The sequence below is a fragment of the Streptococcus sanguinis genome (assembly GCF_026781265.1).
Lineage (GTDB): Bacteria > Bacillota > Bacilli > Lactobacillales > Streptococcaceae > Streptococcus > Streptococcus sanguinis_T.
In genome coordinates, this window is record NZ_JAKUVC010000004.1 from 200512 (window position 1) to 226558 (window position 26047).

A 26047-nucleotide genomic window follows, 5' to 3' on the forward strand; every position below is an offset into this window, starting at 1 on the left:
ATTTAGAATCAACACCTTGTCGATTTAAGGAGATAGGGTTTGAAAAGGAGAGAAACGATATGGCTTATATTGAAATGAAACATAGCTTTAAACGTTATCAGGTAGGTGACACAGAAATTGTCGCTAATAACGATATTTCTTTTGAGATTGAAAAGGGGGAACTAGTCATTATTTTGGGCGCTTCTGGTGCCGGTAAGTCTACGGTACTTAATATCCTTGGCGGTATGGATACCAATGATGAAGGAGACATCCTGATAGACGGCCAGAATATTGCTGACTACAATTCCCACCAGCTGACGGACTATCGCCGCAATGATGTGGGCTTTGTCTTTCAGTTTTATAATTTGGTGCCTAACCTGACGGCCAAGGAAAATGTCGAATTGGCCTCTGAAATCGTCAAGGATGCCCAAGATCCAGTGGCTGCTTTGAGCGCGGTTGGTCTGGAAAAGCGCCTCAATAATTTTCCAGCCCAGCTATCAGGCGGGGAGCAGCAGCGGGTGTCTATCGCTCGGGCTGTGGCTAAGAATCCCAAGATTTTGCTCTGCGATGAGCCGACAGGAGCTTTGGACTACAATACCGGCAAGCAAGTGCTGCAAATCTTACAGGACATGTCCCGCAATCAAGGAGCGACGGTGATTATCGTGACCCACAATGCTGCCTTGGCTCCCATTGCTGACAGGGTTATCCGCATGCACGATGCGAGAGTCAAGAGTGTTACAGTCAATGAAGAGCCTCAGGATATAAGTACATTGGAGTATTGATATGAAGAGAAAGATTTATTGGAAAGATATTCTGCGCTCCTTCACTAGCTCTAAAGGACGTTTCCTATCTATTTTAATTCTCATGATGCTGGGCTCTTTAGCTCTCGTGGGGCTCAAGGTCGCTCCACCCAATATGCGCAGAACAGCAACAGATTACTTGAAAAAACAGCGAACCATGGACTTGGCTGTTATGGCGGACTATGGTTTGGATGCGGAGGATCAGAAAGAGCTGGGAGCTATCAAGGGAGCCGATGTCGAGTTTGGCTATCTGACAGATGTCACCGTAGACGAGGAGGCTCTCCGAGTATTCTCAGATACCAAGGATATTTCAAACTTTCAAGTGACCTCCGGTCGTCTTCCCAAGAAAGAGCAAGAAATTGCCCTGGCTAGCTTTTGGTCTAAGAAATACAAGCTTGGTCAGGAGATTGATCTGACCGAGAAAGCAGGCAGTCCGTCAGTTCTGAAAAACAAGACCTATAAGATCGTGGGATTTGTCAACTCGGCAGAGCTCTGGTCTGATAGAAATTTGGGCAATGCGACTAGTGGAAGCGGTGCTTTATCAGCCTATGCTGTAGTCAGCCCCAAGGAATTTAAAACAGATGTGTACAGTATTGCCCGCCTGCGCTATCATGATTTAGAAAAGCTGGCTCCCTTCTCTGCAAGTTATCAGGAGCGTTTGGAGGAGCACCAGACTGCTTTGGACAAGAGCCTTGAAGATAATGGAGCGACCCGGTTTAAGCGACTAGAGACGGATGCCAAAAGCACCATTCAGAAGGGTGAAGACAAGATTGCTCAGGCTGAGAGTGAGCTGACCCAAGGTAAAAAACAGTTAGAGCAAGCTCAGAGTCAGCTAGACCAGCAAAAAAGCCAGCTAGCGGCAGCTCAATCCGCCTCTATCCTAGCTCCCGATCAGCTCAGCCAAAGCCAGCAGCAGATTCAGGAAGCTGAGTCCCAGCTCAATCAGAAAAAAGCAGAGCTAGCTCAGGCAGAGAAAGACTTATCAGCTAGCAAGGACAAGCTAGCTGACGCTAAGGCAGACCTGAGTCGTTTGAAAGAGCCGGCCTATCATAGCGATGACCGCAAGTCTCTGCCAGGTGGTAATGGCTATTATATGTATAAAAACTCCATGAATAGTATTGCGTCCATTGGTAATATTTTCCCGGTGGTGCTCTATCTGGTAGCTGCTATGGTGACCTTTACCACCATGACTCGCTTTGTCGATGAGGAGCGAACAAATGCAGGTGTCTTTAAGGCTCTAGGCTATCATAGCCGCGATATCATTCGCAAGTTTGCTCTTTACGGTTTGGTGGCGGGGAGTCTAGGTACCCTCATAGGGATTCTGCTGGGACATTATTTCTTGTCGGGAGTGATTTCTTCTATTATTACCAGAGGGATGGTGATTTCCAGCAATCATGCTTATTTTTACGTTTCCTATAGTTTACTGGCTCTTGGGCTTTCCCTTCTGTCCAGTGTTCTCCCTGCCTATTTAGTGGCGAGGCGGGAGTTGACAGAAGAAGCAGCTCACTTGCTTTTGCCCAAGCCACCGGTTAAAGGCTCCAAGATTTTCTTGGAAAGACTGCCCCTGATCTGGCGACGTCTTAGCTTTACTCAGAAGGTCACAGCACGCAATATTTTTCGCTATAAACAGCGAATGCTCATGACCATCTTTGGTGTGGCGGGTTCTGTTGCCCTGCTCTTTGCGGGCCTTGGTATCCAGTCTTCTATCGGCGGTGTTCCCAAACGCCAGTTTGAGGAGATTCTGCGATACGACTTGATTGTCGCTGTCAATCCTGGGGAAAATCAGACTGAGCAGGATAAGCTGAAAAAGATGCTGGTAGATGATTCGATTGCTGCCTATCAGGAAATCCACAGTGAAACCCTAACAGAGAAATACAAAGGAAAAAAAGAGACAGAATCAGTTACCTTGATGGTTACGGACAGTGAAAATTTTGAACCTTTCATTTCACTAGAAAGTCCTGACAAGCAGCAGAAGCTGACTCTAAAGGACGGTGCGGTCGTTTCGGATAAATTGGCTCGAGTGGCTGGGGTTAGCCCTGGTGGCAAGCTAGAGCTGGATGGCAAGCCTGTTAAAATCTCTGCAGTCAACGAGAATTACTTTGGGCATTTTGCCTTTATGAAGGCAGTTGACTACCAGAAGATTTACGGGAAAAAGCCCGAGAAAAATGCTTATCTAGTGCGGCTTAAGGACTCTTCTAGTAAAAACATTGTGGACAAGGCCAATGAATTTATGAGTCTCAAGGCAGTCAAGAGTGTTTCCCAAAATGCAAGCATGGTTGTGCAGTTCAATATTTTAGCAGATTCTCTCAATACTACGATGTTGGTTTTGGTGCTGATTTCCATTCTTTTAGCAGTCGTCATTCTCTACAATCTGACCAATATCAATGTCGCTGAACGGATTCGCGAGTTGTCCACCATTAAGGTTCTGGGTTTTCATAATAAGGAAGTAACTCTTTATATTTATCGAGAGACCATTATTCTTTCGGTGATTGGGATGGCAGTCGGACTTCTAGGCGGTTTTTACCTGCACCGCTTTCTGATTGATCAGATTACGCCTAGCCTTGTCAGCTTCAACCCTCAAGTAGGTCTCTCAGTCTATCTGCTTCCTCTAGCCGCAGTGACTCTTATCCTGACCTTGCTTGGCTTCTTTGTCAACTACCGCCTCAGACGGGTGGATATGCTGGAAGCACTTAAGTCTGTTGATTAATAAAAAAACACTTCAAAACTTTCACTCACTTGATGGGTGGAAGTTTTTTTGAACTTTGATATAATATTCCTTGTAAAGAAAGAGAAAGACATACGATGACACGAAAAATTGCCTTATTATCCGATGTACATGGGAATAGCACAGCCTTGGAAGCAGTACTGGCGGATGCGGAAAGCCAGCAAGTGACAGATTATTGGTTTTTGGGGGACTTGCTCCTGCCAGGAACTGGTCGCAGAAATATCTTAGATAGGATGGAGCAGCTGCAGATCAGCCTCCAGGTCAGAGGGAATTGGGAAGACAGTCTCTGGCATGCCCTGCACCAAAAGTTAGACTTGACACGTCCCAGCCATCTCTACCTGACCAGGCTCTGCCATTTTGTCCTAGAGGAAATCCGTCCTGAAGAGATTGACCGTATGCAGGAACTTCCTCTGCAGCTCCTGACAGAAGTAGAGGGATTGAAGATTGCGGTTAGCCACCATCTGCCCGATAAGAATTGGGGGCGGGAGCTGATTCATATTGGCGAGCAGAGTGATTTCGACCGACTTTTTGAGGGGAATGACTGCGCTGTCGCTGTTTATGGTCATATTCACCAGCAGTTTCTTCGTTATGGGACTAAGGGTCAGCTGATTATCAATCCCGGCTCTATTGGTCAGCCATTCTTTCTTGTTTCAGCTTTGCGTCAGGACTTGCGAGCCCAGTATGCCATTTTAGAGATAGATGAGACGGGTCTGGCTGATGTCGACCTTCGGCGCGTGGCCTATGATGTGGAGCAGGAGCTGAGATTGGCTCGGGAGCTCCACTTGCCTTACTATGAGATTTATCAGGAAAGTTTGGTCAATGGTATCCACCATACCCATAACCACGACCTGCTACTGGAAATCAGTGAGCGGGAAGGCTATGCAGATGAGATTGCATCTTTCTTAAAGTCCAGTCGTAACTCTTGAAGTTACACCATTTTTGAGATATAATAGTGAGAGAAAATGATGAGGGAGGAGAAAAAATGCAGATTTCTAGCCGTTTTACCATTGCCACCCATATGCTGATTGTACTGGCTTTGGAGGGAAAAAAACAAAAACTGACAAGTGATATTCTTGCTAACAGTGTTGGCGTCAATCCAGTTATTATCCGTAAGACCCTATCCCAGCTCAAGAATACTGGGATGATTACCGTTGCTCGTGGGACTGGAGGAGCAGAGATTGCCAAAGATTTGAAAGACATTAGCCTGTTGGACGTCTATAGTGCGGTTGAGTGTCTAGGCAAGAGCGGCCAGCTCTTTAGCTTTCATGACAAGCCCAATCCAGACTGTCCTATCGGCAAGAACATTCACAATGTCTTAGATGACCGATTGGCGGCTATTCAGGCAGCCATGGAAGCTGAATTGGCTCAGACCAGTCTTGACGAGGTCGTCGCAGCAACCGAAAAAGAAATTAAAGAACAATCTGTTTCCTAGTGAGCAGATTGTTTTTTTTGGTGAATAATATCCCAAGATGTAATTATTGACATTACATTAATATGTGCTATACTAATAGATGTAACAAAAATAATTACAATTTAAATAAATCTTCGGAGCAAATGGAGATGTGGAAAACCATATCAAGGAACGTATTTCTACTTTGAGAAAATAAAAAAAGATTGAGCAGGAGCACTGCAGACATTTAAAATTAAAGAGAGGAGAAAAAACATGACTTTTGAATACGAAAGCAAGATTTATCTAGGAGAGGTGGCGCTTTATGTAGCTGACCTAGCAAGACAAAGGGATTTTTATCAGCGTGTTTTAGGGCTGGAACTTTTGGAAGAGCAGGATGGAGAGGTGACTTTGGGCAGGGACGGACAAGTGTTGGTGAGGCTTTTAGCAACCAGTGATCGGCAGTCCGTTAAGTCGGCTTACGGTCTTTATCATCTGGCACTCTTACTTCCAAGCCGTCAAGCTTTGGCGGATATCCTTAAGCATTTATCAGAAAATAAAGTTCCTATGGTTGGAGGAGCTGATCACGGTTATAGTGAAGCCATTTATCTGGAGGACCCAGAAGGCAACGGCATTGAACTTTATCGGGACAAGCCTCAGGCTGATTGGGATATTCGAGAAGATGGTCGCATTATCGGAGTGACGGAAGCGCTCGCGGCTCAAGAAATCTATGAACTGGGTCAGGAAGTCCAACCGTTTAGTATTGCTGAAGGCACTCGTATGGGCCATGTCCATCTATCTGTGAAAAATAGCAGAGCGGCCAGTCATTTTTACCAAAAGCTTCTAGGCTTGGAGGACAAATTTTCTGTACCTTCTGCTAGCTGGCTGGCCTCCGGAAACTACCATCACCATTTAGCCGTCAATGAATGGGGAGGTTCTCACTTGAATCATCGCCAACCTAAACAACAGGGACTAGCCTATTTTGAGGCACAAGTAGAAGGAAAAGAAGACCTAATAGCTATTTATGAAAATGCTCTGGAGCTGCAGGCGCCAGTCCGATGGATTAGCTCCCAAGAGCTAGAAGTCACAGACCAAGATGGGATTGTGGCTAAAGTTAAGACAAGAGTGGTATAATAAGGCATATCAAGAAGCTAAAAGAAAGAAAAAAATATGTACAAGACTTATTATGCATCACCGATTGGTCGGATTCTCATCTTGACAGACGCAAATGCCTTGCTGGGACTTTGGCTTGAGGATCAGAAATATTTTGGGGCAGGCTACGATTTGGAGCAAGCGCAACAGGAAGAGACAGAAGTCAGCCGACGCGTCTCTGCTTGGTTGGATGCTTATTTTAAGGGAGAAAATCCCGCGACAGATGAGATTCCATTGGCACCTCAATTGACTGAGTTTAGAAGCAAGGTTTTGACAGTGCTCCAGAAGATTCCCTACGGTCAGACGGCTACTTATTCAGACATTCTACGAGAATTACAAGCTGAGTACGGTAAGATTGGCTCGGCCAGAGCAGTGGGTGGCGCCATTGGGCACAATCCTATTTCCATTATAATTCCCTGTCATCGGATTGTCGGAAGCGACGGCAAACTGACCGGTTATGCCGGCGGTCTTGATAAAAAAGCCTTTTTGTTGAAACTAGAGGCAGGGGAGAAAACTGAATAAATCTTTCTACTCAAGACTTTTACCATTTTACTGGTAAGAGTCTTTTTTACGTACAGCAATAAACTAAAAATCCCCTTTGTCATCTGTTGTAAGTGACAAAGGGGATTTTCATTAGTCAATATGCCATTGTGTAGCCAGCCAGTCGGCAAAGGCAGCATAGCGCTCTTTGAGAGCTTCATGATGCCCGTAAGGGTCAAAGACGGAGCAGGTGGTAAGGATTCCTTTCTGAATCAAGCGATGAATTTCTGCAGCATAAAAAGGAGCTTTGGAAAGTCGGTTCGAGTGATTCGCGCCTTCTGTCTTCCCATTCTGCAAATAGACTAGATAGTCCTTATTTTTCAACTCCTGTGTCCGACAATAGTCGGTGAAACCTGGGTACCAAAAGGAACCGCAGATAGAAAAGACACAGGGAACTTCGCAGACACTATAGAGACTGTAAGCAGCCGCTAGTCCACCGAGAGAGTAGCCACCATAGGCAATTCTCTTGTCATCCAGTAGGTAGTGCTGTCTGATTTCGGCTAATATACCGTTGAATAGTTTCTGATGGTAGCTATCCGCTTCGCCGCCAAAATCAGGATTGCCAGGCTTTAGAGCATTGGCTTTCCAGGGTGTATAATCGTCCAGCCTGTTGTTTGATATCAGTCCGATCAAGATTACTGATGGAGAAAGCTTGCTTAGGTAGTTTATCTGTCCATCATTTAGTAAGATTGCTGGATAAGGTCGTAATCCGTCATAATCTTGGGGCAGGGCAATATCGACAGTGATACCCTCCCAGACAAAGGTCTTATTTATTGATAAAGTCATTGATTTTCTCGAGTGAGTCGATTACAGCAGGACCGTAATCCATGAACTCATCATAGGAGATGGTCATGATTTTCTGGTTCTTAACCGCTGGGACATCTTCCAGAACTGGATTGGCTTTTATTAGATCAACGGCTTGCTCATCCATGGCCTTGTTGCGGTCGCTGGTTACGTAGATGATGACTTCTGGATCCATAGAGACCAGATTTTCCAAGGTCAAGTCAGAGGTTCCAGTCGCTACATTGGTATAGCCGAGCTGGTTAAGCAGGCTCTCCTGCAGGGCAGATTTATAAGCACCGAAAGTCTCATCGTTGTAGGCACACATGATGAGCGCTTTTTTCTTTTCGCCTTGGCTAGTCTTATTGGTCTTCTTGACACTGTCAATTCTTGCCTGCAGCTGGTCGGCATACTGATTGGCCTTGTCTTGGACATTAAAAATAGTTCCTATATTCTTGACATCTTCAACGATATTGCCTAGGTCTTGCTTGGTATTGGACAGGGAAGCCTTCTGTGTATAGACAGGGATTTTATTTTCATTCCAGGCACTGACTGTCCCCAGAGACTTCTCGGAAAACATCATGTTTCGGCCAAGAAGAGCATCTGGCTCATAGGATAGCACAGTTTCTTGTGATACGGTTTTCTTGTCGCCGACTTGCGGAATGGTTGTAATATCAGCCTTGTATTTATCTGTGACATCATTGTCTGGATTGAGCATGCCAACAATCTTGTCTTTCAATCCTAGTTCAATCAAGATTTCGGTCGTCGAAAGGTTGTTGGTGATGACCTTTTCCGGTGCCTTTTCAAAGACCTGATCAATCTCCTTGCCTTCGGCATCGTAAGTTTTGATTGTCACTGGATATTTTGTCTCTGCTGTGCTCTTTTTCGCGCTTTCAGTTTTGGAGGAAGATTGTGAAGCTGAGCTTTCATTCGTGCTCTCCTTAGATGAAGAATTGCAGGCTGCCATTGTCAGTGCAGCAGTTGCGACGAGTAAGATACTAAGTGTTTTTTTCATATTGCCTTCCTTTCTTGGGCTTGGAGCTTCTATAGATAATGCTGAAAACAGACTCTTATAGATACTGAATCATGGCCTGTCGATCCTTGGTCCAGATTACTTTGCTCTGAATACCGTAAACGGCTTGCAGTGAATCATGGGTGATGGCCTCCTTTGGAGCACCTTGGTATGCAATCTCACCTCCTTTCATGAGGTACAAATAGTCTGAATACCGACAAGCCAGTTGGATATCGTGTAAAACAGCCAAAACATTGATGTTCAGGTCTTTCACGATACGCAGCATATCCAGCTGGTATTTGACATCCAGATGATTGGTCGGCTCGTCTAGGAGCAGTAGGCTTGGCTGCTGAGCCAAAGCACGTGCCAGCAAGACTCTCTGCTTCTCACCACCGGACAGGGATAGATAGGTTCGCTCTCCCTTATCCAGCATGCCCACCTGTCTCAAGGCATGACGGACGAGGGCATAGTCTTTTTCGCTCTCTTTTTGAAAAAGGGACAGATGTGGCGTTCTGCCCAGCATGACGATTTCTTGGACAGTGCAGTCAAATTGAAGATGGTTAAACTGAGTTACAACGGCTATTTTCTGGGCTGCTTTTTTTATGCTGACCTGTTCAAGCGGCCTACCGTTTAGATAAATGTCCCCGCTGTCAGGTTTGATTTGGCGGTAGATGGTTTTGAGTAAACTAGTTTTGCCGCTTCCGTTGGGCCCTAAAATGGTGTGAAACTGATTTCCCTCGACCGTGAGTGAAATTCCTCTTAAGATTTCTTTTTGGCCGACAGCATAGTGGATATTTTGGCAAGTTAAATCCATATCAGTTGCTTATCTCCTTTCGGCTTTTGGCTACAATGTAGATAAAGAAGGGTGCGCCTACCAAAGCGGTGAAGATCCCAATCGGCAGCTCGGCATTTTTAACCAAAATTCGAGCTAAAACATCTGCCCAGACAAGAAAGAGTGAGCCGAGCAGGGTAGCGATAGGAAAGAGCCTTTTGTAGTTGGTACCGACTAATCTGCGAGCAATATGAGGAGTGAATAGTCCGACGAAGCCGATAATACCGCAGCAGGCAACCAGCACCGCAGTCATTATTGCGACAACTGTGATATAGAGGAACCAGTAAAAACGCAGAGGGACTCCCAGTGTCAAAGCTGCTTCGTCACCCATCATCATAGTATTGAAAATACGATACTGGGAACAGAAAAACAAAAAGGAGAAACCAACAACAAGAGCCGGCAAGGCAAGGTCTGACCAAGAAGTTCCAGCCAGTGAGCCCATTGTCCAGAACTTGATTGTCATAAGGCTGTCAGCATTGGCACCGACGGAAATGATAAAGTTGGAAAAAGCGATAAAGAGGGCATTTACAACTGTTCCTGATAAAATCAGACTGCTTGTCGTCATTTTTCCCTGCATGAATGCAATAAAAAGGACCACTGCAGATGCCAGAATGGCTCCTATAAAGGCACCTGTGCCAGTAATGGATTTGAGCCCTAAGATAATGCTTAGTGTGGCTCCGAATGTTGCACCCGCTGAAATTCCTAGGATATAAGGCTCTGCGATGGGATTATTGACAGTAGATTGCATGACGCTGCCACAGACAGACAGCCCAGCACCAGCTAGTATTCCTAAGAGCACTCTTGGAACCCGCATGTTCCAAACAATAGCGATTGTGGACGGAGATAGTTTGCCTGTGCCGAGGTAAAAACCAAGCTTGCTGAAAATAATCTGGTAAGTATCTTGTATGTCAATAGTAACTGATCCCAAAGAAACAGCTAAAAAGAGGGAACAAGCCAGAAAAATGGTGAGAAGCAAGAGCAGGCAGATATAGCGAGAAAAACCGTGATTTTCTGACCTTTTGAAGAGCATCCAGACCTCCTTAACAGAAAAGATTAGAATTTTTAGACAATTTCATAAAAAATTATAACATTTTTAAATCAGAAGGGCAAGAAGGGATAAAAAGCTTCTGATATGACAAGGTTTAATGACGCTTTATCTTTTCAGTGATGAAATCATCTTGCTGGTGTAAGAACTGGATAGTGAGGAGTAATTTATTTCTTCGGAACGTCTCGAGAGACGACTTCATTGGAGAAAAGTGGGTGAACCTAAATGACTTAGTATAATTACTAGGAAACAAGAAAAAACGACAGAAATTTTTCTATCGTTTTTTGAAATTATAAATGCGTAAGGACTAAGATAGCTATAAAGATGTTTAACAATGATAGCTCAAAGAACCAGAAGTCCTTTGCCAAGCCCAATAATTATTCAAGAAATAACATAGGCTTATAAAATTCTATTCAAAATATAACAAGTCCTTGCTAGTTTCGGTGAAGAGTTCAAAACCATTCTTAGTGACATGGCCGCAGTCTTCGATGCGGACACCGACCTTACCAGGGATGTAAATACCAGGCTCAACAGAGAAGCACATGCCTTCTTCGATGACCATGTCGTTGCCTTCCATGATGGATGGAAATTCGTGAACATCCATACCGATACCATGGCCGAGGCGGTGGTTGAAATATTCACCATAGCCAGCTTTTTCGATGACTTGCCGAGCGGCGCGATCTACTTCATGAGCTGTGACACCTGGCTTGATAAAGTTAAGAGCAGCTTGCTGGGCTTCCAATGTCAGATGGTAGATATCTTTTTTGAACTGGTCCGGCTGGCCGACAGCAACGGTCCGTGTCATATCGCTGGCATAGCCATTAACCATGCAGCCAAGGTCAAAGAGCAGGAGGGCGTTATTTTCGACTTTATTTGCTCCAGGAATACCGTGCGGATTAGCTGCATTATTTCCCGTCAGCACCATAGTTTCAAAGCTCATCTCATAGCCTTCTCGCTTGATAGCAAAGTCAATCTGAGCGATGATATCAGTTTCGGTATTGTCAAGTGAGATATTGTCAAAACCGATATTGACAGACTTGTCAGCATATTGCCCAGCTACCAGCATTTTCTGGATTTCATCGGCAGACTTAATCAGGCGCAAGCGGTTGACGTAAGGTGTCAGGTTGGCAAATTCTGCAGTTTCAAAGACAGTTTTCAATCCATGATATTTGGTCAAAATCAAGTTATCAAACTCAAGAGCGACAGTCTTGAAGGAGTGAGCTGGAAGGGCAGCTTTAATCTTCTGCCAAGGATTTTCAGAGTCCATATAGCCAAGGACTGAAAAGGAAACAGAACCTGAAGCACGCTCAACTTCTAAAGCTGGCACGAAGAGCAGGGGCTCATGGTCAGGATAGACAAACAAAAACATCTGCCGCTCATGCGGGTCGCTGTAGAAACCAGTCAGATAATTGATAGTGACTGGATCAGACAGAACAGCAGCATCTAGCTTCTCATTCTCGAGATAGTGGGTGATTTGTTGGATTTTTGTCATGGTCACAACCTTCTTTCTATGCCTCTATTTTGGCAAAAAATGTCAAAAAAAGCAAGACTTTTCAAAAACTTATCAAAATACTTGAAAGTGTTTACAAGAAGTGATAAAATGATGAATGTAGGAAAGTGAAAACGATATTTTCAATAGAAGAAAGGAAACTATATGAACACAGACGACACAGTAACGATTTATGATGTCGCCCGTGAAGCGGGAGTTTCGATGGCGACAGTCAGTCGAGTGGTGAATGGAAATAAGAACGTCAAAGAAAACACACGTAAAAAAGTTTTAGAGGTCATTGACCGTCTTGACTATCGTCCAAACGCAGTAGCACGTGGACTAGCCAGCAAGAAGACTACAACTGTCGGCGTTGTCATTCCTAATATTACCAATAGCTATTTCTCAACCCTGGCAAAAGGGATTGATGATATTGCCGAAATGTATAAATACAACATTGTCTTGGCTAACAGTGATGAGGATGATGATAAGGAAGTATCCGTTGTCAATACCCTCTTTTCTAAGCAGGTGGATGGGATTATTTTCATGGGCTATCATCTGACGGAGAAAATTCGTTCAGAATTTTCACGTTCACGCACACCGGTCGTTTTGGCGGGGACTGTTGATGTGGAGCATCAGCTTCCGAGCGTCAATATTGACTACAAACAAGCAACGGTTGATGCTGTAGAATTACTGGCTAAGCGCAATAAGAAAATTGCCTTTGTCAGCGGACCGCTTGTAGATGATATCAATGGGAAAATCCGTCTATCAGGCTATAAAGATGGCTTGAAGAACAAGAAACTTTCATACAGCGAAGGCTTGGTTTTTGAATCTAAATATTCTTATGATGATGGCTACCACTTGGCAGAGCGTGTTATTGCTTCCAAAGCAACTGCAGCTTTTGTCACAGGAGATGAACTGGCAGCAGGCCTTTTAAATGGTCTGTCTGATCAAGGAATCAAGGTTCCAGAAGATTTTGAAATCATTACCAGTGATGATTCGCAAGTAGCTCGTTTCACTCGTCCTAACCTTTCCACAATCGGTCAGCCTCTTTATGACATCGGCGCTATCAGTATGCGCATGCTGACTAAGATTATGCATAAGGAAGAATTGGAAGAACGCGAAGTTCTCCTAGCTCACAGCATTAGCGAGCGTAAATCAACTCGGAAATAAGCGGTGAGATAGAAGCTTGATTATCAAGTCTTCTGAGCTTGAAAAGCGACAAAAGAGACCAAGCAAATTACTGCTTTAAGAGAGTTTTATGATTATGAAGCGAGGCTGAGGTGTAGTACCTCAGCTTTTTTGTGTTTCCATTTAGCTAGGGGTACTTTTCTAAGCCTTATCAGGCTTTGGATGGATTTTTTACCTCATTTGCCCTTGTGGATTTCCTTTTTATTTTATTTTAGGTATAATAGGAAGTATGAAAGTATTACTGTATCTTGAAGGAAAGTCCGTTTTGGAGAAATCAGGAATCGGCCGAGCCCTCCAGCATCAGATGCATGCCTTGGATTTGGCTGGGATTCCTTATACGACGGACGTTTTAGGAGATTATGATGTGGTCCACATCAATACCTATGGTCCCCGTAGTTTGCTTCTTCTGCATGCTGCCAAGAGGGGCAATAAAAAAGTGATTATGCATGGGCATTCGACCAAGGAGGACTTTGAAAATTCCTTTATTGGATCCAATCTCTTTGCTCCGCTTTTTGGTAAATATCTGACGCACATGTATAAAAAGGCGGATTTCATTATTACGCCATCGGAGTATTCCAAGCAGCTCATCCAGTCTTATGGGGTCACAACACCTATGGTGGCTGTGTCAAACGGTATTGACCTGCCTAAGTATAAGAAAGATGCTCGCAAGGAAGAAGTTTTTAAAAAGTATTTTAAGATTGAAGAGGGGCAGAAGGTGGTCGTTTGTGCTGGCCTTTATTTCCGCCGCAAGGGGATTGAGGATTTTGTAGAGGTTGCCCGCAGGATGCCAGATGTGCGCTTTATCTGGCTGGGCTCTATCAATCTCTGGCTGATTCCGCGCAAGATTCGCCGTCTGGTTCTCTTTGACCATCCTGATAATGTTGAATTTCCCGGCTATTTTAAGGGAGCGGTATTTCAGGGAGCCATGTCTGGAGCAGATGCCTTCTTTTTCCCGTCCTATGAGGAAACTGAAGGAATTGTTGTCCTGGAAGCCTTGGCCAGTGAGCAGAATGTTGTGCTGCGTGATATTCCAGTCTATCAGGGCTGGGTGGATGATCGTTCAGCTGAGCTCTGTCATAACGTAGACGAGTTTGTCCAGTCTCTGAGAAATATCTTAGATAAAAAGGTGGACAAGCGCGAAGCAGGCTATCAGGTGGCTAAAAGCCGGTCTATTGACGATGTTGCAGATAAGTTAGTCAAGGCTTATCAAACAGTTTTGGAGATGTAAGATGCGTATTGGTCTTTTTACAGATACCTATTTTCCTCAGGTCTCTGGGGTTGCTACCAGTATCCAGACTTTGAAGATGGAGCTGGAAAAATTAGGTCACACGGTATTTATTTTTACGACGACGGACAAGGATGTCAATCGTTATGAAGATTGGCAGATTATTCGAATTCCCAGCATACCATTCTTTGCCTTTAAGGACCGAAGATTGGCTTACCGAGGCTTTTCTTATACCTTGGAAATTGCCCGACAGTACCAGCTGGATATTATCCATACCCAGACTGAGTTTTCACTAGGGCTTCTGGGGATTTGGATTGCCAAAGAGTTGCGGATTCCGGTAGTACATACCTATCATACCCAGTATGAAGATTATGTGCACTATATTGCCAAGGGGATGGTCATCCGTCCTAGCATGGTCAAATACATCGTCCGTGGTTTCATGAGTGATTTGGATGGGGTTATCTGCCCTAGCGAGATTGTTTATGACCTTTTGGTTAATTATAAAATCGAAGCAGAAAAACGGGTGATTCCGACAGGGATTGAGCAGGCGAAGTTTGAGCGGCTGGAAATTTCGCATGAGGATATCAAAAAGCTTCGTTTCAAGCTGGGACTAGCTGAAGATGAGATTATGCTGCTCAGTCTGTCCCGTATTTCTTATGAAAAGAATATCCAGGCTATCGTTGAGGCGATGCCTGCCGTCCTTGAAGAAAATACCAAAGTCAAGCTAGTCATTGTCGGTGACGGTCCCTATGCGGAAGACTTGAAAGAACTGGTTGCCAAGCTTCAGATTGAAGAAGCTGTCATGTTTACGGGGATGATTGCTCCAAGTGATACGGCCCTTTACTATAAAGCTGCGGATTTCTTTATCTCTGCGTCAACCAGTGAGACTCAAGGTCTGACTTATCTGGAAAGCTTAGCCAGCGGCACACCGATTATTGCCCATGGCAATCCTTATCTGGATAATGTTATTAGTGACAAGATTTTTGGGACCCTTTATTACCAAGAGCGTGATTTATCAGGCGCTATTTTAGAGGCGATTATTGCAACACCTGACATGGATGAGCAGAAGTTGGCAGACAAGCTCTACGAGATTTCAGCGGAGAACTTTGGTCGCAGAGTCTATGAGTTTTATCTGGATTTGACTATTTCCAAGGACTTCCATAATGAGCTTAGCCCAGAGGAAAGTGCTGCCAAGCGTCTGGCCAAGACAGTGGCCTATCTGCCTAGCAAGGTCATCTCTCTACCAATCAATGGCTCTGTTCGTATCCTCAAAGCTTCGAGTAAGCAAGTGAAAAAAATCAGGAATATTACTAAGTTATTAGAATAGAAACATGCCTCGCACCATTGTGGCAATAGCTATTTATGCAAGGTTTTGTTTAGAAATAGAGTAGAAATCTTATGAAAAATATCTCAAACAGCTGCCGTGGCTGCTTTTGTTCTATGGCATTTTCATTGCTTCAGATTGGATTTGGCAAGAGCTTTGGAGATATCTCATAGACAATACAGAAAGTGTTTTGAGCTGGCTATCTAATCTTAATTTATTTTATTATGCTTTGCTGCTTCCTTTGTTTGTTGCAGTGACTGTTTATATAAATACTCGGATGCAAGGTTTTTCACTGCTCTTTCTTCTTTTGATTCCAGGGGTTCAGTATTATTACCTATTCAAAAACTTTTTTGACGGACTTTTTTACTCAGGAGATAAGATTTATAATCCAATCACTTCCACGCTTTATAATGCTAGGGATATTCATGTCTTGTTATTCCTTTCTTTGGGAGGAATGCTGTTAGCAGAGCAACATCGTAAAAAACGTCAAGCAGCCACTTTAAGTCAAGAGGCTCTAAATCGTTTTCCTGGTTTTGATGATCAATAGCTCTTGCAAATTTCTCCAATCGTGCTATAATGTTTTCTAGAGACAAATCACCTGCAGGAAATCTTTTAGAGAGCGCGTGAAGCTGGAAATCGCGTAGAGGATGCAGTTGGGACTACTCTATTAGCTTTTATGCAAACATAAAACGGTGGCTACGTTAGAGCCGATTCGAGGTGTGAGTCTTTTGACTTACATAAATGAAGGTGGAACCACGTTGCGACGTCCTTTTTGGATGTCGTTTTTTGTTTTCATTTTTCATTTTTCTTTTGTTACTTTTTGAGTGGCGAGAGATGGCTTTTCCTTTGCTACAATATTAAAAAAAATAAAATGAATAAAGGAGATCTATATGGGATTCAAATTTGAAGAAATTAAGGCTTATTTAATGAAACATGGCTTAGATTCTAGCATAGCTGAGTCGCTGCATGCGGTCTATGGAACTCAGCGCTTGGGAGGCACTGCAAATGCCTACTTTTTAATTGTTTTTACCGAGACAGGAATCTACATCATTTCTATTACCCCTATGGGGAAATTAGGAGACATTGTAGGAGAATTTTCAGCAGAAGATATCCAAGCATATCAATTTAAGAAGCGCTTGTTCATGGGATATAAACTTAAGTTTTCGATGAATGATAAACAGAGTTTTGAATTTAATGTTAATAAGGTAATGATTGGTGCAGGCTGGCATAAAACTGAGCTACAAGAAATCCTAGAAATAAACTATTACAATAAAAGAATAGATTCTTAAAATATTTGGATGATAGATAAGGAGAAAACTCATGATTAAGATTACTTTCCCAGATGGCGCTGTTCGTGAATTCGAATCTGGCGTTACTAGTTTTGAAATTGCCCAATCTATCAGCAATTCCCTAGCTAAAAAAGCTTTGGCTGGTAAATTCAACGGCAAATTGATTGATACGACTCGTGCCATCACTGAAGATGGTGCCATTGAAATCGTGACACCTGACCACGAAGACGCTTTAGACATCTTGCGTCACTCTGCTGCTCACTTGTTTGCACAAGCAGCTCGCCGCCTTTTCCCAGATATTCACTTGGGAGTTGGTCCTGCCATTCAGGATGGTTTCTACTACGATACGGACAATGAAGCAGGGCAAATTTCAAATGAAGACCTGCCTCGTATCGAAGAAGAAATGATGAAAATCGTCAAAGAAAACTTCCCATCCATCCGCGAGGAAGTAACCAAGGATGAGGCGCGTGAAATTTTCAAAAACGATCCTTACAAGTTGGAATTGATTGAAGAGCACTCAGAAGATGAGGGCGGTTTGACCATCTACCGTCAGGGTGAATATGTGGATCTCTGCCGTGGGCCTCACGTTCCATCTACAGGTCGGATTCAAATCTTCCACCTCTTGAACGTGGCTGGAGCATATTGGCGCGGGAACAGCGACAATGCTATGATGCAGCGGGTCTATGGTACTGCTTGGTTTGACAAGAAAGACCTGAAGAAATATCTGCAAATACGGGAAGAAGCTAAAGAACGCGACCACCGTAAGTTAGGGAAAGAGCTGGATCTCTTCATGATTTCTCAAGAGGTAGGGCAAGGTTTGCCGTTCTGGCTGCCAAACGGTGCGACTGTCCGTCGCGAGTTGGAGCGCTACATCGTTGACAAAGAGTTGGCTTCCGGCTACCAACACGTCTACACTCCACCTTTGGCTTCTGTGGAGCTTTATAAGACTTCTGGCCACTGGGAGCACTATCAAGAGGATATGTTCCCAACCATGGATATGGGGGATGGGGAAGAGTTTGTTCTGCGTCCTATGAACTGTCCTCACCACATCCAAGTCTACAAACACCATGTTCACTCTTACCGCGAGCTGCCAATCCGTATCGCCGAGATTGGCATGATGCACCGCTATGAAAAATCTGGTGCCCTGACTGGTCTTCAACGTGTACGTGAAATGTCTCTTAATGATGGCCACCTCTTCGTCACTCCAGAACAGATCCAAGAAGAATTCCAACGTGCCCTTCAGTTGATTATCGATGTTTATGAAGACTTCAACTTGACAGAATATCGTTTCCGCCTGTCTCTTCGTGACCCTCAGGACACGCATAAATACTATGATAACGATGAGATGTGGGAAAATGCCCAAACCATGCTGCGAGCAGCCTTGGACGAAATGGGTGTGGACTACTTTGAAGCAGAAGGAGAAGCAGCTTTCTACGGTCCGAAACTTGATATTCAGGTTAAAACAGCCCTAGGAAATGAAGAAACTCTGTCAACTATCCAGCTGGACTTCCTCTTGCCAGAGCGTTTTGACCTCAAGTATGTCGGAGCTGACGGTGAAGAGCATCGCCCAGTTATGATTCACCGCGGAGTTATCTCAACCATGGAGCGCTTCACAGCCATCTTGATTGAAAATTACAAGGGTGCCTTCCCGACTTGGCTGGCTCCGCATCAAGTGACCTTGATTCCGGTTTCCAATGAAGCACATATTGACTACGCTTGGCAAGTGGCTAAGAAGCTGCGTGACAAGGGTGTTCGTGCTGATGTGGATGAGCGTAATGAAAAAATGCAGTACAAGATTCGTGCTTCACAAACTAGCAAGATTCCTTATCAGCTCATCGTTGGTGACAAGGAAGGAGAAGACGGTACTGTTAATGTCCGCCGCTACGGTCAAAAAGAAACACATACAATACCAGTAGACGAATTTGTAGAGCAAATCCTAGCAGACATTGCCAACAAATCACGCGTTGAAAAGTAGAACTCATTAGAAAACAATTAAACCCGAGCAATTAGCTCGGGTTTAATTGTTTTCTATCTGTAAGTAAAAATTTCTTTACTAATTATGTTAGCAAATTTGATCTTAATGCAAATATTTATCCACATAATCATCAAAATCAGGATATTCATTTCGATTCATGGCATAGAGCATTTCCCCATAGAGAGGGTCACTATATGGATCATCGGGTTCTATAAGAATAGCTATTTTCATATCGTTATCTGGGAAAATAATGGTATAGTGATAGGTATCGCTGACAGTAATTCTGTAATATTTAGTATCTTGATCATGCCCTTCCTTACTAATAGTATAGTCGAATTCTTTGTCTCCTATTTTTCCATTATCTTCATTGAATATCATTTCTATATCTTTTCCATCAGAATCCTGTGCTTTCCATTTTCCTCGAAAACCTCCTTGAGTTTTTCCTACGAGGCCACAAGCACTAAGTAAAGTGGCTGTTATAAGAACAAGAAATAGAAATTTTAATTTATTCATGTTTATCTCCTTTTAAGGTAGCATATGTCTCTATCATTCTACCACAAATATTAAAAATAAAAAAGCTGAGTTGGTAAACTCAACTTTTGCACAGTAGGTCTGTATTTGAGCTATCTATTCTGCAGCTTGAGCCCAGTGTTGGGATAGCTTGCGCGAGAAGCTGGAAATGGCGAAGTTAATCAGGAAATAGATGGCTGCTACTAGTAGGTAGAGCGCGAAGACTTGTTCAGCTTCAAAATAGCGTCCCATTAGAATTTGAGCAGAACCAAAGAGTTCTTGGAGTGCAATAACAGAATAGAGAAGGCTGGTATCCTTAATCACTGTGACAAACTGAGAAATGATGGCTGGCAGCATTTTCCGAATAGCCTGAGGTAGGATGATATAACGCAAAATCTGAAACTGAGTAAATCCTTGAGATAAGCCAGCTTCAGTCTGACCTGAGTCAATGGCATTGAGACCGCCTCGGATAATTTCTGCCAAAGCAGCAGAAGTAAAGACAGTGAAGCTGATGATACCAGCTGGCGTTGATTTAATCTGAAAGACTAAAAAGATAGTGAAAATCCAGAGCAGATTGGGTACATTACGGACAAATTCGATGTAAATGCTGGCAATCAGCTTGAGCAGTTTATTTTTCCCGTTTCTCATGACTGCTAGAATAGTTCCAAAAATCGTGGATAAGACAATGGAAATGAAAGAAATTTGTAGCGTCAGCCAGAGCCCCTTAAGGATAAAGAGGAGGTTGTTTGCGGTTAAGACTTTTAAAATATTTTCCATAGAGACCTCCTTAGATGCTGTAAGCTTGTTTATTGGCTTCCTCTACCTTACGTCCCCAGCTGGCGATAGGGAAGCAAAGGAGGAAGTAGAGTAGAGCTGCTCCGGCAAAGGCTGGGATGTAGTTGGAGTTTAGAGCAGACCAAGACTTGGTCACAAACATCAGATCCATACCAGAGATAATAGCGACGGTAGAAGTGTTTTTTATCAGATTGACGACCTGATTGATTAGCGGTGGCAGGATAATCCGAAAAGCTTGAGGCAGGATGATGTATCGCATGGTTTCGACATAGGTAAAGCCCTGAGATAGTGCAGCTTCGGTCTGTCCGCGAGGAATGGATTGGATACCTGAGCGGATAACTTCGGCGATATAAGCACCGTGGTACAGTCCCACACAGAGAACCGCAGTCCAATAGATTGAGGGCATGATGGTGTAATTGCTGACTAGCGGAAGACCGTAAAAGACAATTACAAATTGCACTAAGAGTGGTGTATTCTGATAAAACTCAACAAAAACACGAGCTAGACCACGTAGAACTTTATGCTTACCTGTGCTGATAGCTCCGAAGAAAATCCCTAGTAAAAGAGCCAAGGTCAGGGCACCGATAGAAATAGCTAAGGTAAAGAGGAATCCTTGGAAAAACTTGCCAAAGTCCGCAAAGTAGGCCTGCCAAGAAGAAATACTAAAACTCATGGGGTCTCCTTTCTAATCATCTGTTGAAGCAGATGGTTTTAAATCATATTTGTCATAAATTTTCTGTAGACTGCCGTCTTCCTTCCATTTAGAGATTAGGCCATCTACATAGTCATTCAATTGAGTATTGGATTTTTTTGTTACCACACCATAATCAGCTTTTTTAAAGCTGTAATCCAGAATGTTTGACTTGGAACTTACATAGCCAGTCAGGATGGACTTATCAACAGAAATGGCATCAATACGGTGAGCCCGCAAGGAAACAGCAAGTTCAGGGTAGGAGCCTAACTCCACATATTCGAAGTTGAGTTTTTTCTCTTGGGCGATTTCTTCCAGCAAGGTCTGAGTGATAGAGCCTTGAACGACGCCGATAGTCTTGTTATTCAAGTCCTTGACGTCTGTAATTTTGCTGGATTTATTAACCAAAAAACCAGAAGCATCAGTGTAGTAAGGGGTTGTGAAATTATAGATTTCCTTACGCTCATCTGTGATGGTAAAAGTCGCAATGACCATGTCAACTTGTCCGTTGTCCAGAAGTGGTCCGCGGGTTTGTGCGGTAACTGGGACGTAGTTGATTTTGACGCCTAGTTCCTTAGCAATCTTCTTTGCAATATCGATTTCTAAACCGCTGTATGTATTGCTATCAGGATTGAGGTAACCAAAGTTAGGTACATCCTGCTTGACACCGACATTGAGGACTCCGCGTTTCTGGATGGCCTTGACCTCTTGGCTGGTACTGGAATAGGCTTGTGCAGGAGCGGCCTGAATCAAGCCTAGAGTCAGAAGGAGTAAGACTAGGCTAATGAGTATTTTTTTAAGTTTCATAGGTCTTCTCCTTTTTAAGAAAGCACGTTATCACTCTCATGGTTGATAATTTTACTGAGAAACTGCTTAGCGCGAGGCTCGGTAGGATTGTCAAAGAAAGCATCAACATCAGTAGTATCCACCAGCACTTCACCGTCTGCCATGAAGATAATACGGTCAGCTACCTCACGGGCAAAGCCCATTTCGTGTGTGACCACAATCATATTCATGCCGTCTTTGGCTAATTTTTGCATAACAGCCAGAACATCACCAATTGTTTCAGGGTCAAGGGCAGAAGTCGGTTCATCAAAGAGCAGGAGCTCAGGATGCATGGCTAAACCGCGGGCAATGGCAATCCTTTGTTTTTGTCCCCCGGACAGCATGCCTGGGTAAGAGTCTTTCTTGTCCCACATATTGACAAATTCTAGATATTTTTGAGCGATTTTTTTAGCTTCTTGTTTATCCATTCCTAGAACTTTAATAGGTGCCAAGGTAACATTTTCTAACACCGTTTTGTGGGGGTAAAGATTAAAATGTTGAAAGACCATTCCGACTTCTTTACGTAAGTTGACCAAATCTTTGGCAGCAGTGTTCATGACCTCGTGGCCATTGACGATCAAGCTCCCCTGATAAATGCCTTCTAAAGCGTTGATTGTACGGATAAGAGTTGATTTTCCTGAGCCGGATGGTCCCAGCAGTACAACCACTTGCCCTTTTTCAAAACTGAGATTGATATTGCGCAGAGCATGGTAGTCTCCGTAATACTTTTCGACATTTTTAAATTCAACTAAAGCCATATCTTTCTCCTTTGTGTTAGATAATATGACATAGATTTTACCATAGAATAAATAAACTGTCAAATTGAATAAAAATGAGTATTTCGATTCAGAGAAAAATTTTTTTGGATGAGAATTGTCCATTTTCTACAAATGTGGAATAAAAATGGCTTGAATTAGTGTTTTTTAAGAAAACTTTGGTATAATAAGACTATATAAATAAATAAAATTGGATTGGGAGTCTAGCTAGGCAAACTAGATTGCCTTTTGCACGTTTTGATGCAGGACGACTTAGCTGACTATGTCACAACTTTTCTATCATGGAGTTGATTCAATCCCAATCTTATGTTAAGGTGAACATATGAAGAAAATATTAGTTGTAGATGATGAGAAGCCAATCTCAGATATTATTAAGTTTAATATGGCCAAAGAAGGCTATGAGGTTTTGACTGCCTTTGATGGTAAGGAAGCCTTGGAAATGTTTGAAGCAGAACAGCCAGACATCTTGATTCTGGACTTGATGCTGCCAGAAGTGGACGGACTGGAAGTTGCTCGGACTATTCGCAAGACCAGCAATGTTCCGATTATTGTATTGTCTGCTAAGGACAGTGAGTTTGACAAGGTTATCGGCCTTGAAATCGGTGCAGATGACTATGTGACCAAACCTTTCTCAAATCGTGAGCTGCAGGCGCGTGTCAAGGCACTTCTTCGTCGGGCAGACCTTGTGGTGGAAAACCAAGTAGAAGAAAGTGGTCCGAATGAATTGGCCATCGGGGAACTGCAGATTTTGCCAGATGCTTTTGTAGCTAAGAAGCATGGCAAGGAGCTGGAGCTGACCCACCGTGAGTTTGAACTTCTTCACCATTTGGCGACACATATCGGTCAGGTGATGACACGTGAGCACTTGCTGGAAACAGTATGGGGCTATGACTATTTTGGTGATGTTCGTACAGTGGATGTGACCATTCGCCGCCTGCGTGAAAAGATTGAAGATACGCCAAGCCGACCTGAGTATATCTTGACTCGCCGCGGAGTTGGCTATTATATGAGAAATAATGATTGAAGCAATTAAACAATTTGTGATTTCTGCGGATTTCGTCTTTGCAATCATTATTATCGGCTTCATTGTAGTTGTGGCCTTGCTTTTATTGGAAAATCGCCGGGATAATCAAAAGCTTGTACAGCTTAATCAAAAGGTTAAAGATTTGATTGCAGGGGACTATTCTGAAGTGCTGGACATGCAGGGTAGTCCAGAAATCACAGATATGACCAACAGTATCAATGATCTTTCAGAGGTCATTCGACTGACACATGAAAACCTTGAGCAAGAAACAAAACGCCTTTCCAGTATCCTGTCCTATATGACAGATGGCGTGCTTGCGACCAACCGCCGGGGGCAGATTATCACTATCAATGATATGGCAACCAAGCAGTTGGGAGTTAAGAGAGATGAGGTCCAAAATATGAGTATTTTGGATCTGCTTTCGATTTCAGACGAGTATGATTTGAGGGACCTGATTACCAATGTTCCTGAGCTGACGATAGATTCTCAGGATGAAAATGGTGAGTACTTGAGCTTGCGGGTTCGCTTTGCCTTGGTACGGCGGGAGTCGGGCTTTATTTCTGGTTTGGTAGCTGTCTTGCATGACACGACAGAGCAGGACAAGGAAGAGCGGGAGCGTCGCCTCTTTGTTTCCAACGTCAGCCACGAGTTGCGGACTCCGCTGACCAGTGTTAAGTCCTATCTGGAAGCCTTGGATGAGGGAGCCTTGTCTGAGCCAGTAGCACCGGACTTTGTCAAGGTATCGCTCAATGAAACCAACCGCATGATGCGGATGGTGACGGACCTGCTTAGTCTGTCCCGTATTGACAATGAGACCAGCCATCTGGAAGTGGAGCTGACGAATTTCACAGCCTTTATCACCTTTATCCTCAATCGCTTTGACAAGATAAAAAATCAAGACGAGACCAAGAAATATGAGATTATCCGTGATTATCCGATAACACCGATTTGGGTGGAGATTGATACAGATAAGTTGACCCAGGTCATTGATAATATCATGAACAATGCCATCAAGTATTCGCCGGATGGTGGAACCATTACTGTTTCCATCAAGACAACAGATGAGCAGTTGATTCTCTCGATTGCGGATGAAGGTCTGGGAATTCCCAAGCAGGACCTGCCTAAGATTTTTGACCGATTTTATCGAGTGGACAAGGCACGCAGCCGTGCCCAAGGCGGAACGGGTCTGGGACTGGCTATTGCCAAGGAAATTATCAAACAGCATCAGGGCTTTATCTGGGCTAAGAGTGAGTATGGTGTGGGGTCGACCTTTACCATTGTCTTGCCTTATGAGAATGATGGCGTCCGAGATGACGACTGGGATAATGAAGATATATAGAAAGTAAACATGACTAAAGGATTTCAATACAGTATTCTGGCGTCAGGATCAAGCGGTAACTGTTTCTATCTGGAAACAGATCAAAAGCGGATTCTGGTTGACGCTGGCTTATCAGGCAAGAAAATTACGAGCTTGCTGGGCGAAATTGGCCGCAAGCCTGAGGATTTGGATGCCATTTTAGTGACCCATGAGCATAAGGACCACATTCATGGTGTTGGTGTATTGGCTCGCAAGTATAATTTAGATATTTATGCTAATGAGGCCACTTGGAAGGCTATGGAAAAGGACTTGGGCAAGCTGGATGCTAGTCAAAAGCATATCTTTGAACTGGGCAAGACTAAGACCTTTGGAGACTTGGATGTGGAGAGCTTTGGTGTCAGTCATGACACAGCCTGTCCACAATTTTACCGCTTTATGAAGGATGACAAGAGCTTTGTCATGCTGACGGATACGGGCTATGTCAGTGACCGGATGGCTGGGATTATCGAAAATGCCGATGGTTACCTGATTGAGAGTAACCACGATATTGAAATTCTCCGCAGCGGTGCCTATCCTTGGAGCCTCAAGCAGCGGATTCTGTCGGATATGGGCCACCTGTCTAATGAAGACGGAGCGGAGACCATGATTCGGACTCTGGGCAATCGCACCAAGCGAATCTATCTGGGACATCTCAGTAAGGAAAATAATATCAAGGAATTGGCCCACATGACCATGGTCAATCAACTGGCTCAAGCCGATATGGCAGTCGGTCACGATTTCCAGGTCTATGATACCTCGCCTGATACAGCGACACCTTTGACGAGTATTTAAACACCAGACCGAAAGGTTTGGTTTTCTTGCTCTAGTGAGGTATCCATTAAATATTTAAAAAATTTTGCAAAGGAGCTTGTATGCGTCCAATTTACTTTGTGGTAGGTTTATTATCTTTAGGGCTAGGTGTTTTGGGGATTTTTCTGCCTCTCCTGCCGACGACACCATTTCTTCTCTTGTCCATTGCCTGCTTTTCGCGCAGTTCCAAGCGTTTTGAGAATTGGCTCTATCATACAAAGATGTATCAGACCTATGTGGCAGATTTTCGAGAGACGGGAACGATTACCAAGGAACGTAAGAAAAAGATCATCGTTTCCATCTATATCTTGATGGGGATTTCCATTTTTCTAGCGCCTATTATTTGGGTTAAGATTGGACTGTTGGGTCTGACCATTTTTATCACCTATTATTTGTTTAAAGTAATTCCGGATAAGGAATAGAAATCACTGTCAGCAGGTGCGTTTGCGCCTGTTTTTTGTTATAATAGAGACTGTATATCTTTGGAAAGGAAAAGGTATCATGCTGTTTATCTAAC

The 26047-nt window shown here is 43.6% G+C and carries 26 protein-coding genes; 16 read left to right on the forward strand and 10 right to left on the reverse strand.

From position 1 onward, the window contains the following. Positions 1–59 precede the first annotated feature (59 nt). The 6 genes from MK370_RS06765 to MK370_RS06790 all read left to right on the forward strand — a co-directional run bounded on the left by MK370_RS06765 (position 60) and on the right by MK370_RS06790 (position 6565). A complete protein-coding gene (locus MK370_RS06765; protein ID WP_268684674.1) occupies positions 60–761 on the forward strand; it encodes an ABC transporter ATP-binding protein in 702 nt (233 codons plus the stop codon). 1 nt (position 762) lies between these two features. Further along, positions 763–3486 carry an FtsX-like permease family protein gene (locus MK370_RS06770; RefSeq protein ID WP_268684675.1) on the forward strand — a complete coding sequence of 908 codons (2724 nt, stop codon included), beginning with the start codon at positions 763–765 and terminating at the stop codon, positions 3484–3486. Positions 3487–3581: 95 nt separating this feature from the next. Beyond that, complete coding sequence (locus tag MK370_RS06775; protein WP_268684676.1) at positions 3582–4430, forward strand: metallophosphoesterase family protein; 849 nt, start codon at positions 3582–3584, stop codon at positions 4428–4430. 56 nt (positions 4431–4486) lie between these two features. After that, the gene (locus MK370_RS06780; RefSeq protein WP_223322427.1) at positions 4487–4936 is read left to right on the forward strand and encodes an Rrf2 family transcriptional regulator; all 450 of its coding nucleotides are present in this window, start codon (positions 4487–4489) and stop codon (positions 4934–4936) included. A 231-nt stretch (positions 4937–5167) separates the two neighbouring features. After that, a complete protein-coding gene (locus MK370_RS06785; protein WP_268684677.1) occupies positions 5168–6025 on the forward strand; it encodes a VOC family protein in 858 nt (285 codons plus the stop codon). A 36-nt stretch (positions 6026–6061) separates the two neighbouring features. Further along, the gene (locus MK370_RS06790; RefSeq protein ID WP_268684678.1) at positions 6062–6565 is read left to right on the forward strand and encodes a methylated-DNA--[protein]-cysteine S-methyltransferase; all 504 of its coding nucleotides are present in this window, start codon (positions 6062–6064) and stop codon (positions 6563–6565) included. 111 nt (positions 6566–6676) lie between these two features. Here the strand turns inward: MK370_RS06790 and MK370_RS06795 are convergent, their stop codons facing one another. The 5 genes from MK370_RS06795 to MK370_RS06815 all read right to left on the reverse strand — a co-directional run bounded on the left by MK370_RS06795 (position 6677) and on the right by MK370_RS06815 (position 11744). Then, positions 6677–7369, reverse strand: coding sequence for an alpha/beta hydrolase-fold protein (locus MK370_RS06795; protein ID WP_268684679.1), 693 nt, complete (start codon positions 7367–7369; stop codon positions 6677–6679). Beyond that, complete coding sequence (locus MK370_RS06800) at positions 7350–8378, reverse strand: ABC transporter substrate-binding protein (protein WP_268684680.1); 1029 nt, start codon at positions 8376–8378, stop codon at positions 7350–7352. Before MK370_RS06800 ends, MK370_RS06795 begins: the two co-directional genes overlap by 20 nt. A 55-nt stretch (positions 8379–8433) precedes the next feature. After that, positions 8434–9189, reverse strand: coding sequence for an ABC transporter ATP-binding protein (locus MK370_RS06805; protein WP_268684681.1), 756 nt, complete (start codon positions 9187–9189; stop codon positions 8434–8436). A gap of 1 nt (position 9190) precedes the next feature. Next, positions 9191–10237 (reverse strand): FecCD family ABC transporter permease, encoded by a 1047-nt coding sequence (locus tag MK370_RS06810; RefSeq protein WP_268684682.1) that lies wholly within the window; start codon positions 10235–10237, stop codon positions 9191–9193. Positions 10238–10661: 424 nt separating this feature from the next. Next, positions 10662–11744 (reverse strand): M24 family metallopeptidase, encoded by a 1083-nt coding sequence (locus tag MK370_RS06815; protein ID WP_268684683.1) that lies wholly within the window; start codon positions 11742–11744, stop codon positions 10662–10664. Between the two features lie 162 nt (positions 11745–11906). On the opposite strand from MK370_RS06815, the gene ccpA reads away from it, so the two are divergent. The 6 genes from ccpA to thrS all read left to right on the forward strand — a co-directional run bounded on the left by ccpA (position 11907) and on the right by thrS (position 18742). Then, positions 11907–12911 (forward strand): catabolite control protein A, encoded by a 1005-nt coding sequence (gene ccpA, locus MK370_RS06820; RefSeq protein ID WP_002894913.1) that lies wholly within the window; start codon positions 11907–11909, stop codon positions 12909–12911. A 247-nt stretch (positions 12912–13158) separates the two neighbouring features. Then, positions 13159–14157, forward strand: a complete 999-nt coding sequence (locus MK370_RS06825) for a glycosyltransferase family 4 protein (protein WP_268684684.1) — start codon at positions 13159–13161, stop codon at positions 14155–14157. A 1-nt stretch (position 14158) separates the two neighbouring features. Next, a complete protein-coding gene (locus tag MK370_RS06830; RefSeq protein ID WP_268684685.1) occupies positions 14159–15481 on the forward strand; it encodes a glycosyltransferase family 4 protein in 1323 nt (440 codons plus the stop codon). Between the two features lie 100 nt (positions 15482–15581). Continuing rightward, on the forward strand, positions 15582–16025 hold the full coding sequence (locus MK370_RS06835; RefSeq protein WP_268684772.1) for a hypothetical protein: 444 nt from the start codon (positions 15582–15584) through the stop codon (positions 16023–16025). A gap of 343 nt (positions 16026–16368) precedes the next feature. Then, positions 16369–16767 carry a hypothetical protein gene (locus MK370_RS06840; RefSeq protein WP_048774242.1) on the forward strand — a complete coding sequence of 133 codons (399 nt, stop codon included), beginning with the start codon at positions 16369–16371 and terminating at the stop codon, positions 16765–16767. Between the two features lie 31 nt (positions 16768–16798). After that, positions 16799–18742, forward strand: a complete 1944-nt coding sequence (gene thrS, locus MK370_RS06845; protein WP_268684686.1) for a threonine--tRNA ligase — start codon at positions 16799–16801, stop codon at positions 18740–18742. Positions 18743–18844: 102 nt separating this feature from the next. Here thrS and MK370_RS06850 read toward each other — a convergent pair whose 3' ends face one another. The 5 genes from MK370_RS06850 to MK370_RS06870 form a co-directional block, all read right to left on the reverse strand. Further along, positions 18845–19255: a lipoprotein gene (locus MK370_RS06850; protein ID WP_268684687.1), complete on the reverse strand. Its 411-nt coding sequence runs from the start codon at positions 19253–19255 to the stop codon at positions 18845–18847. A gap of 114 nt (positions 19256–19369) precedes the next feature. Continuing rightward, positions 19370–20029, reverse strand: coding sequence for an amino acid ABC transporter permease (locus MK370_RS06855; protein ID WP_161542914.1), 660 nt, complete (start codon positions 20027–20029; stop codon positions 19370–19372). Between the two features lie 10 nt (positions 20030–20039). Then, positions 20040–20720: an amino acid ABC transporter permease gene (locus MK370_RS06860; RefSeq protein WP_002906090.1), complete on the reverse strand. Its 681-nt coding sequence runs from the start codon at positions 20718–20720 to the stop codon at positions 20040–20042. Positions 20721–20732: 12 nt separating this feature from the next. Further along, the gene (locus tag MK370_RS06865; protein WP_268684688.1) at positions 20733–21545 is read right to left on the reverse strand and encodes a transporter substrate-binding domain-containing protein; all 813 of its coding nucleotides are present in this window, start codon (positions 21543–21545) and stop codon (positions 20733–20735) included. Between the two features lie 14 nt (positions 21546–21559). After that, entirely contained in the window at positions 21560–22321 is a 762-nt protein-coding gene (locus MK370_RS06870; RefSeq protein ID WP_268684689.1) for an amino acid ABC transporter ATP-binding protein, read from the reverse strand. A 340-nt stretch (positions 22322–22661) separates the two neighbouring features. Between MK370_RS06870 and yycF the strand changes: the two genes are divergently transcribed. The 4 genes from yycF (at position 22662) to MK370_RS06890 (ending at position 25952) form a co-directional block, all read left to right on the forward strand. Beyond that, complete coding sequence (yycF, locus tag MK370_RS06875) at positions 22662–23363, forward strand: response regulator YycF (protein ID WP_125355960.1); 702 nt, start codon at positions 22662–22664, stop codon at positions 23361–23363. Beyond that, the gene (gene vicK / locus MK370_RS06880; RefSeq protein WP_002894938.1) at positions 23356–24702 is read left to right on the forward strand and encodes a cell wall metabolism sensor histidine kinase VicK; all 1347 of its coding nucleotides are present in this window, start codon (positions 23356–23358) and stop codon (positions 24700–24702) included. The genes yycF and vicK overlap by 8 nt, the downstream gene beginning before the upstream one ends. Before the next feature lie 9 nt (positions 24703–24711). After that, positions 24712–25512: an MBL fold metallo-hydrolase gene (locus MK370_RS06885; RefSeq protein WP_268684690.1), complete on the forward strand. Its 801-nt coding sequence runs from the start codon at positions 24712–24714 to the stop codon at positions 25510–25512. Between the two features lie 80 nt (positions 25513–25592). Next, a complete protein-coding gene (locus MK370_RS06890; protein ID WP_268684691.1) occupies positions 25593–25952 on the forward strand; it encodes a YbaN family protein in 360 nt (119 codons plus the stop codon). Positions 25953–26047 lie beyond the last annotated feature (95 nt).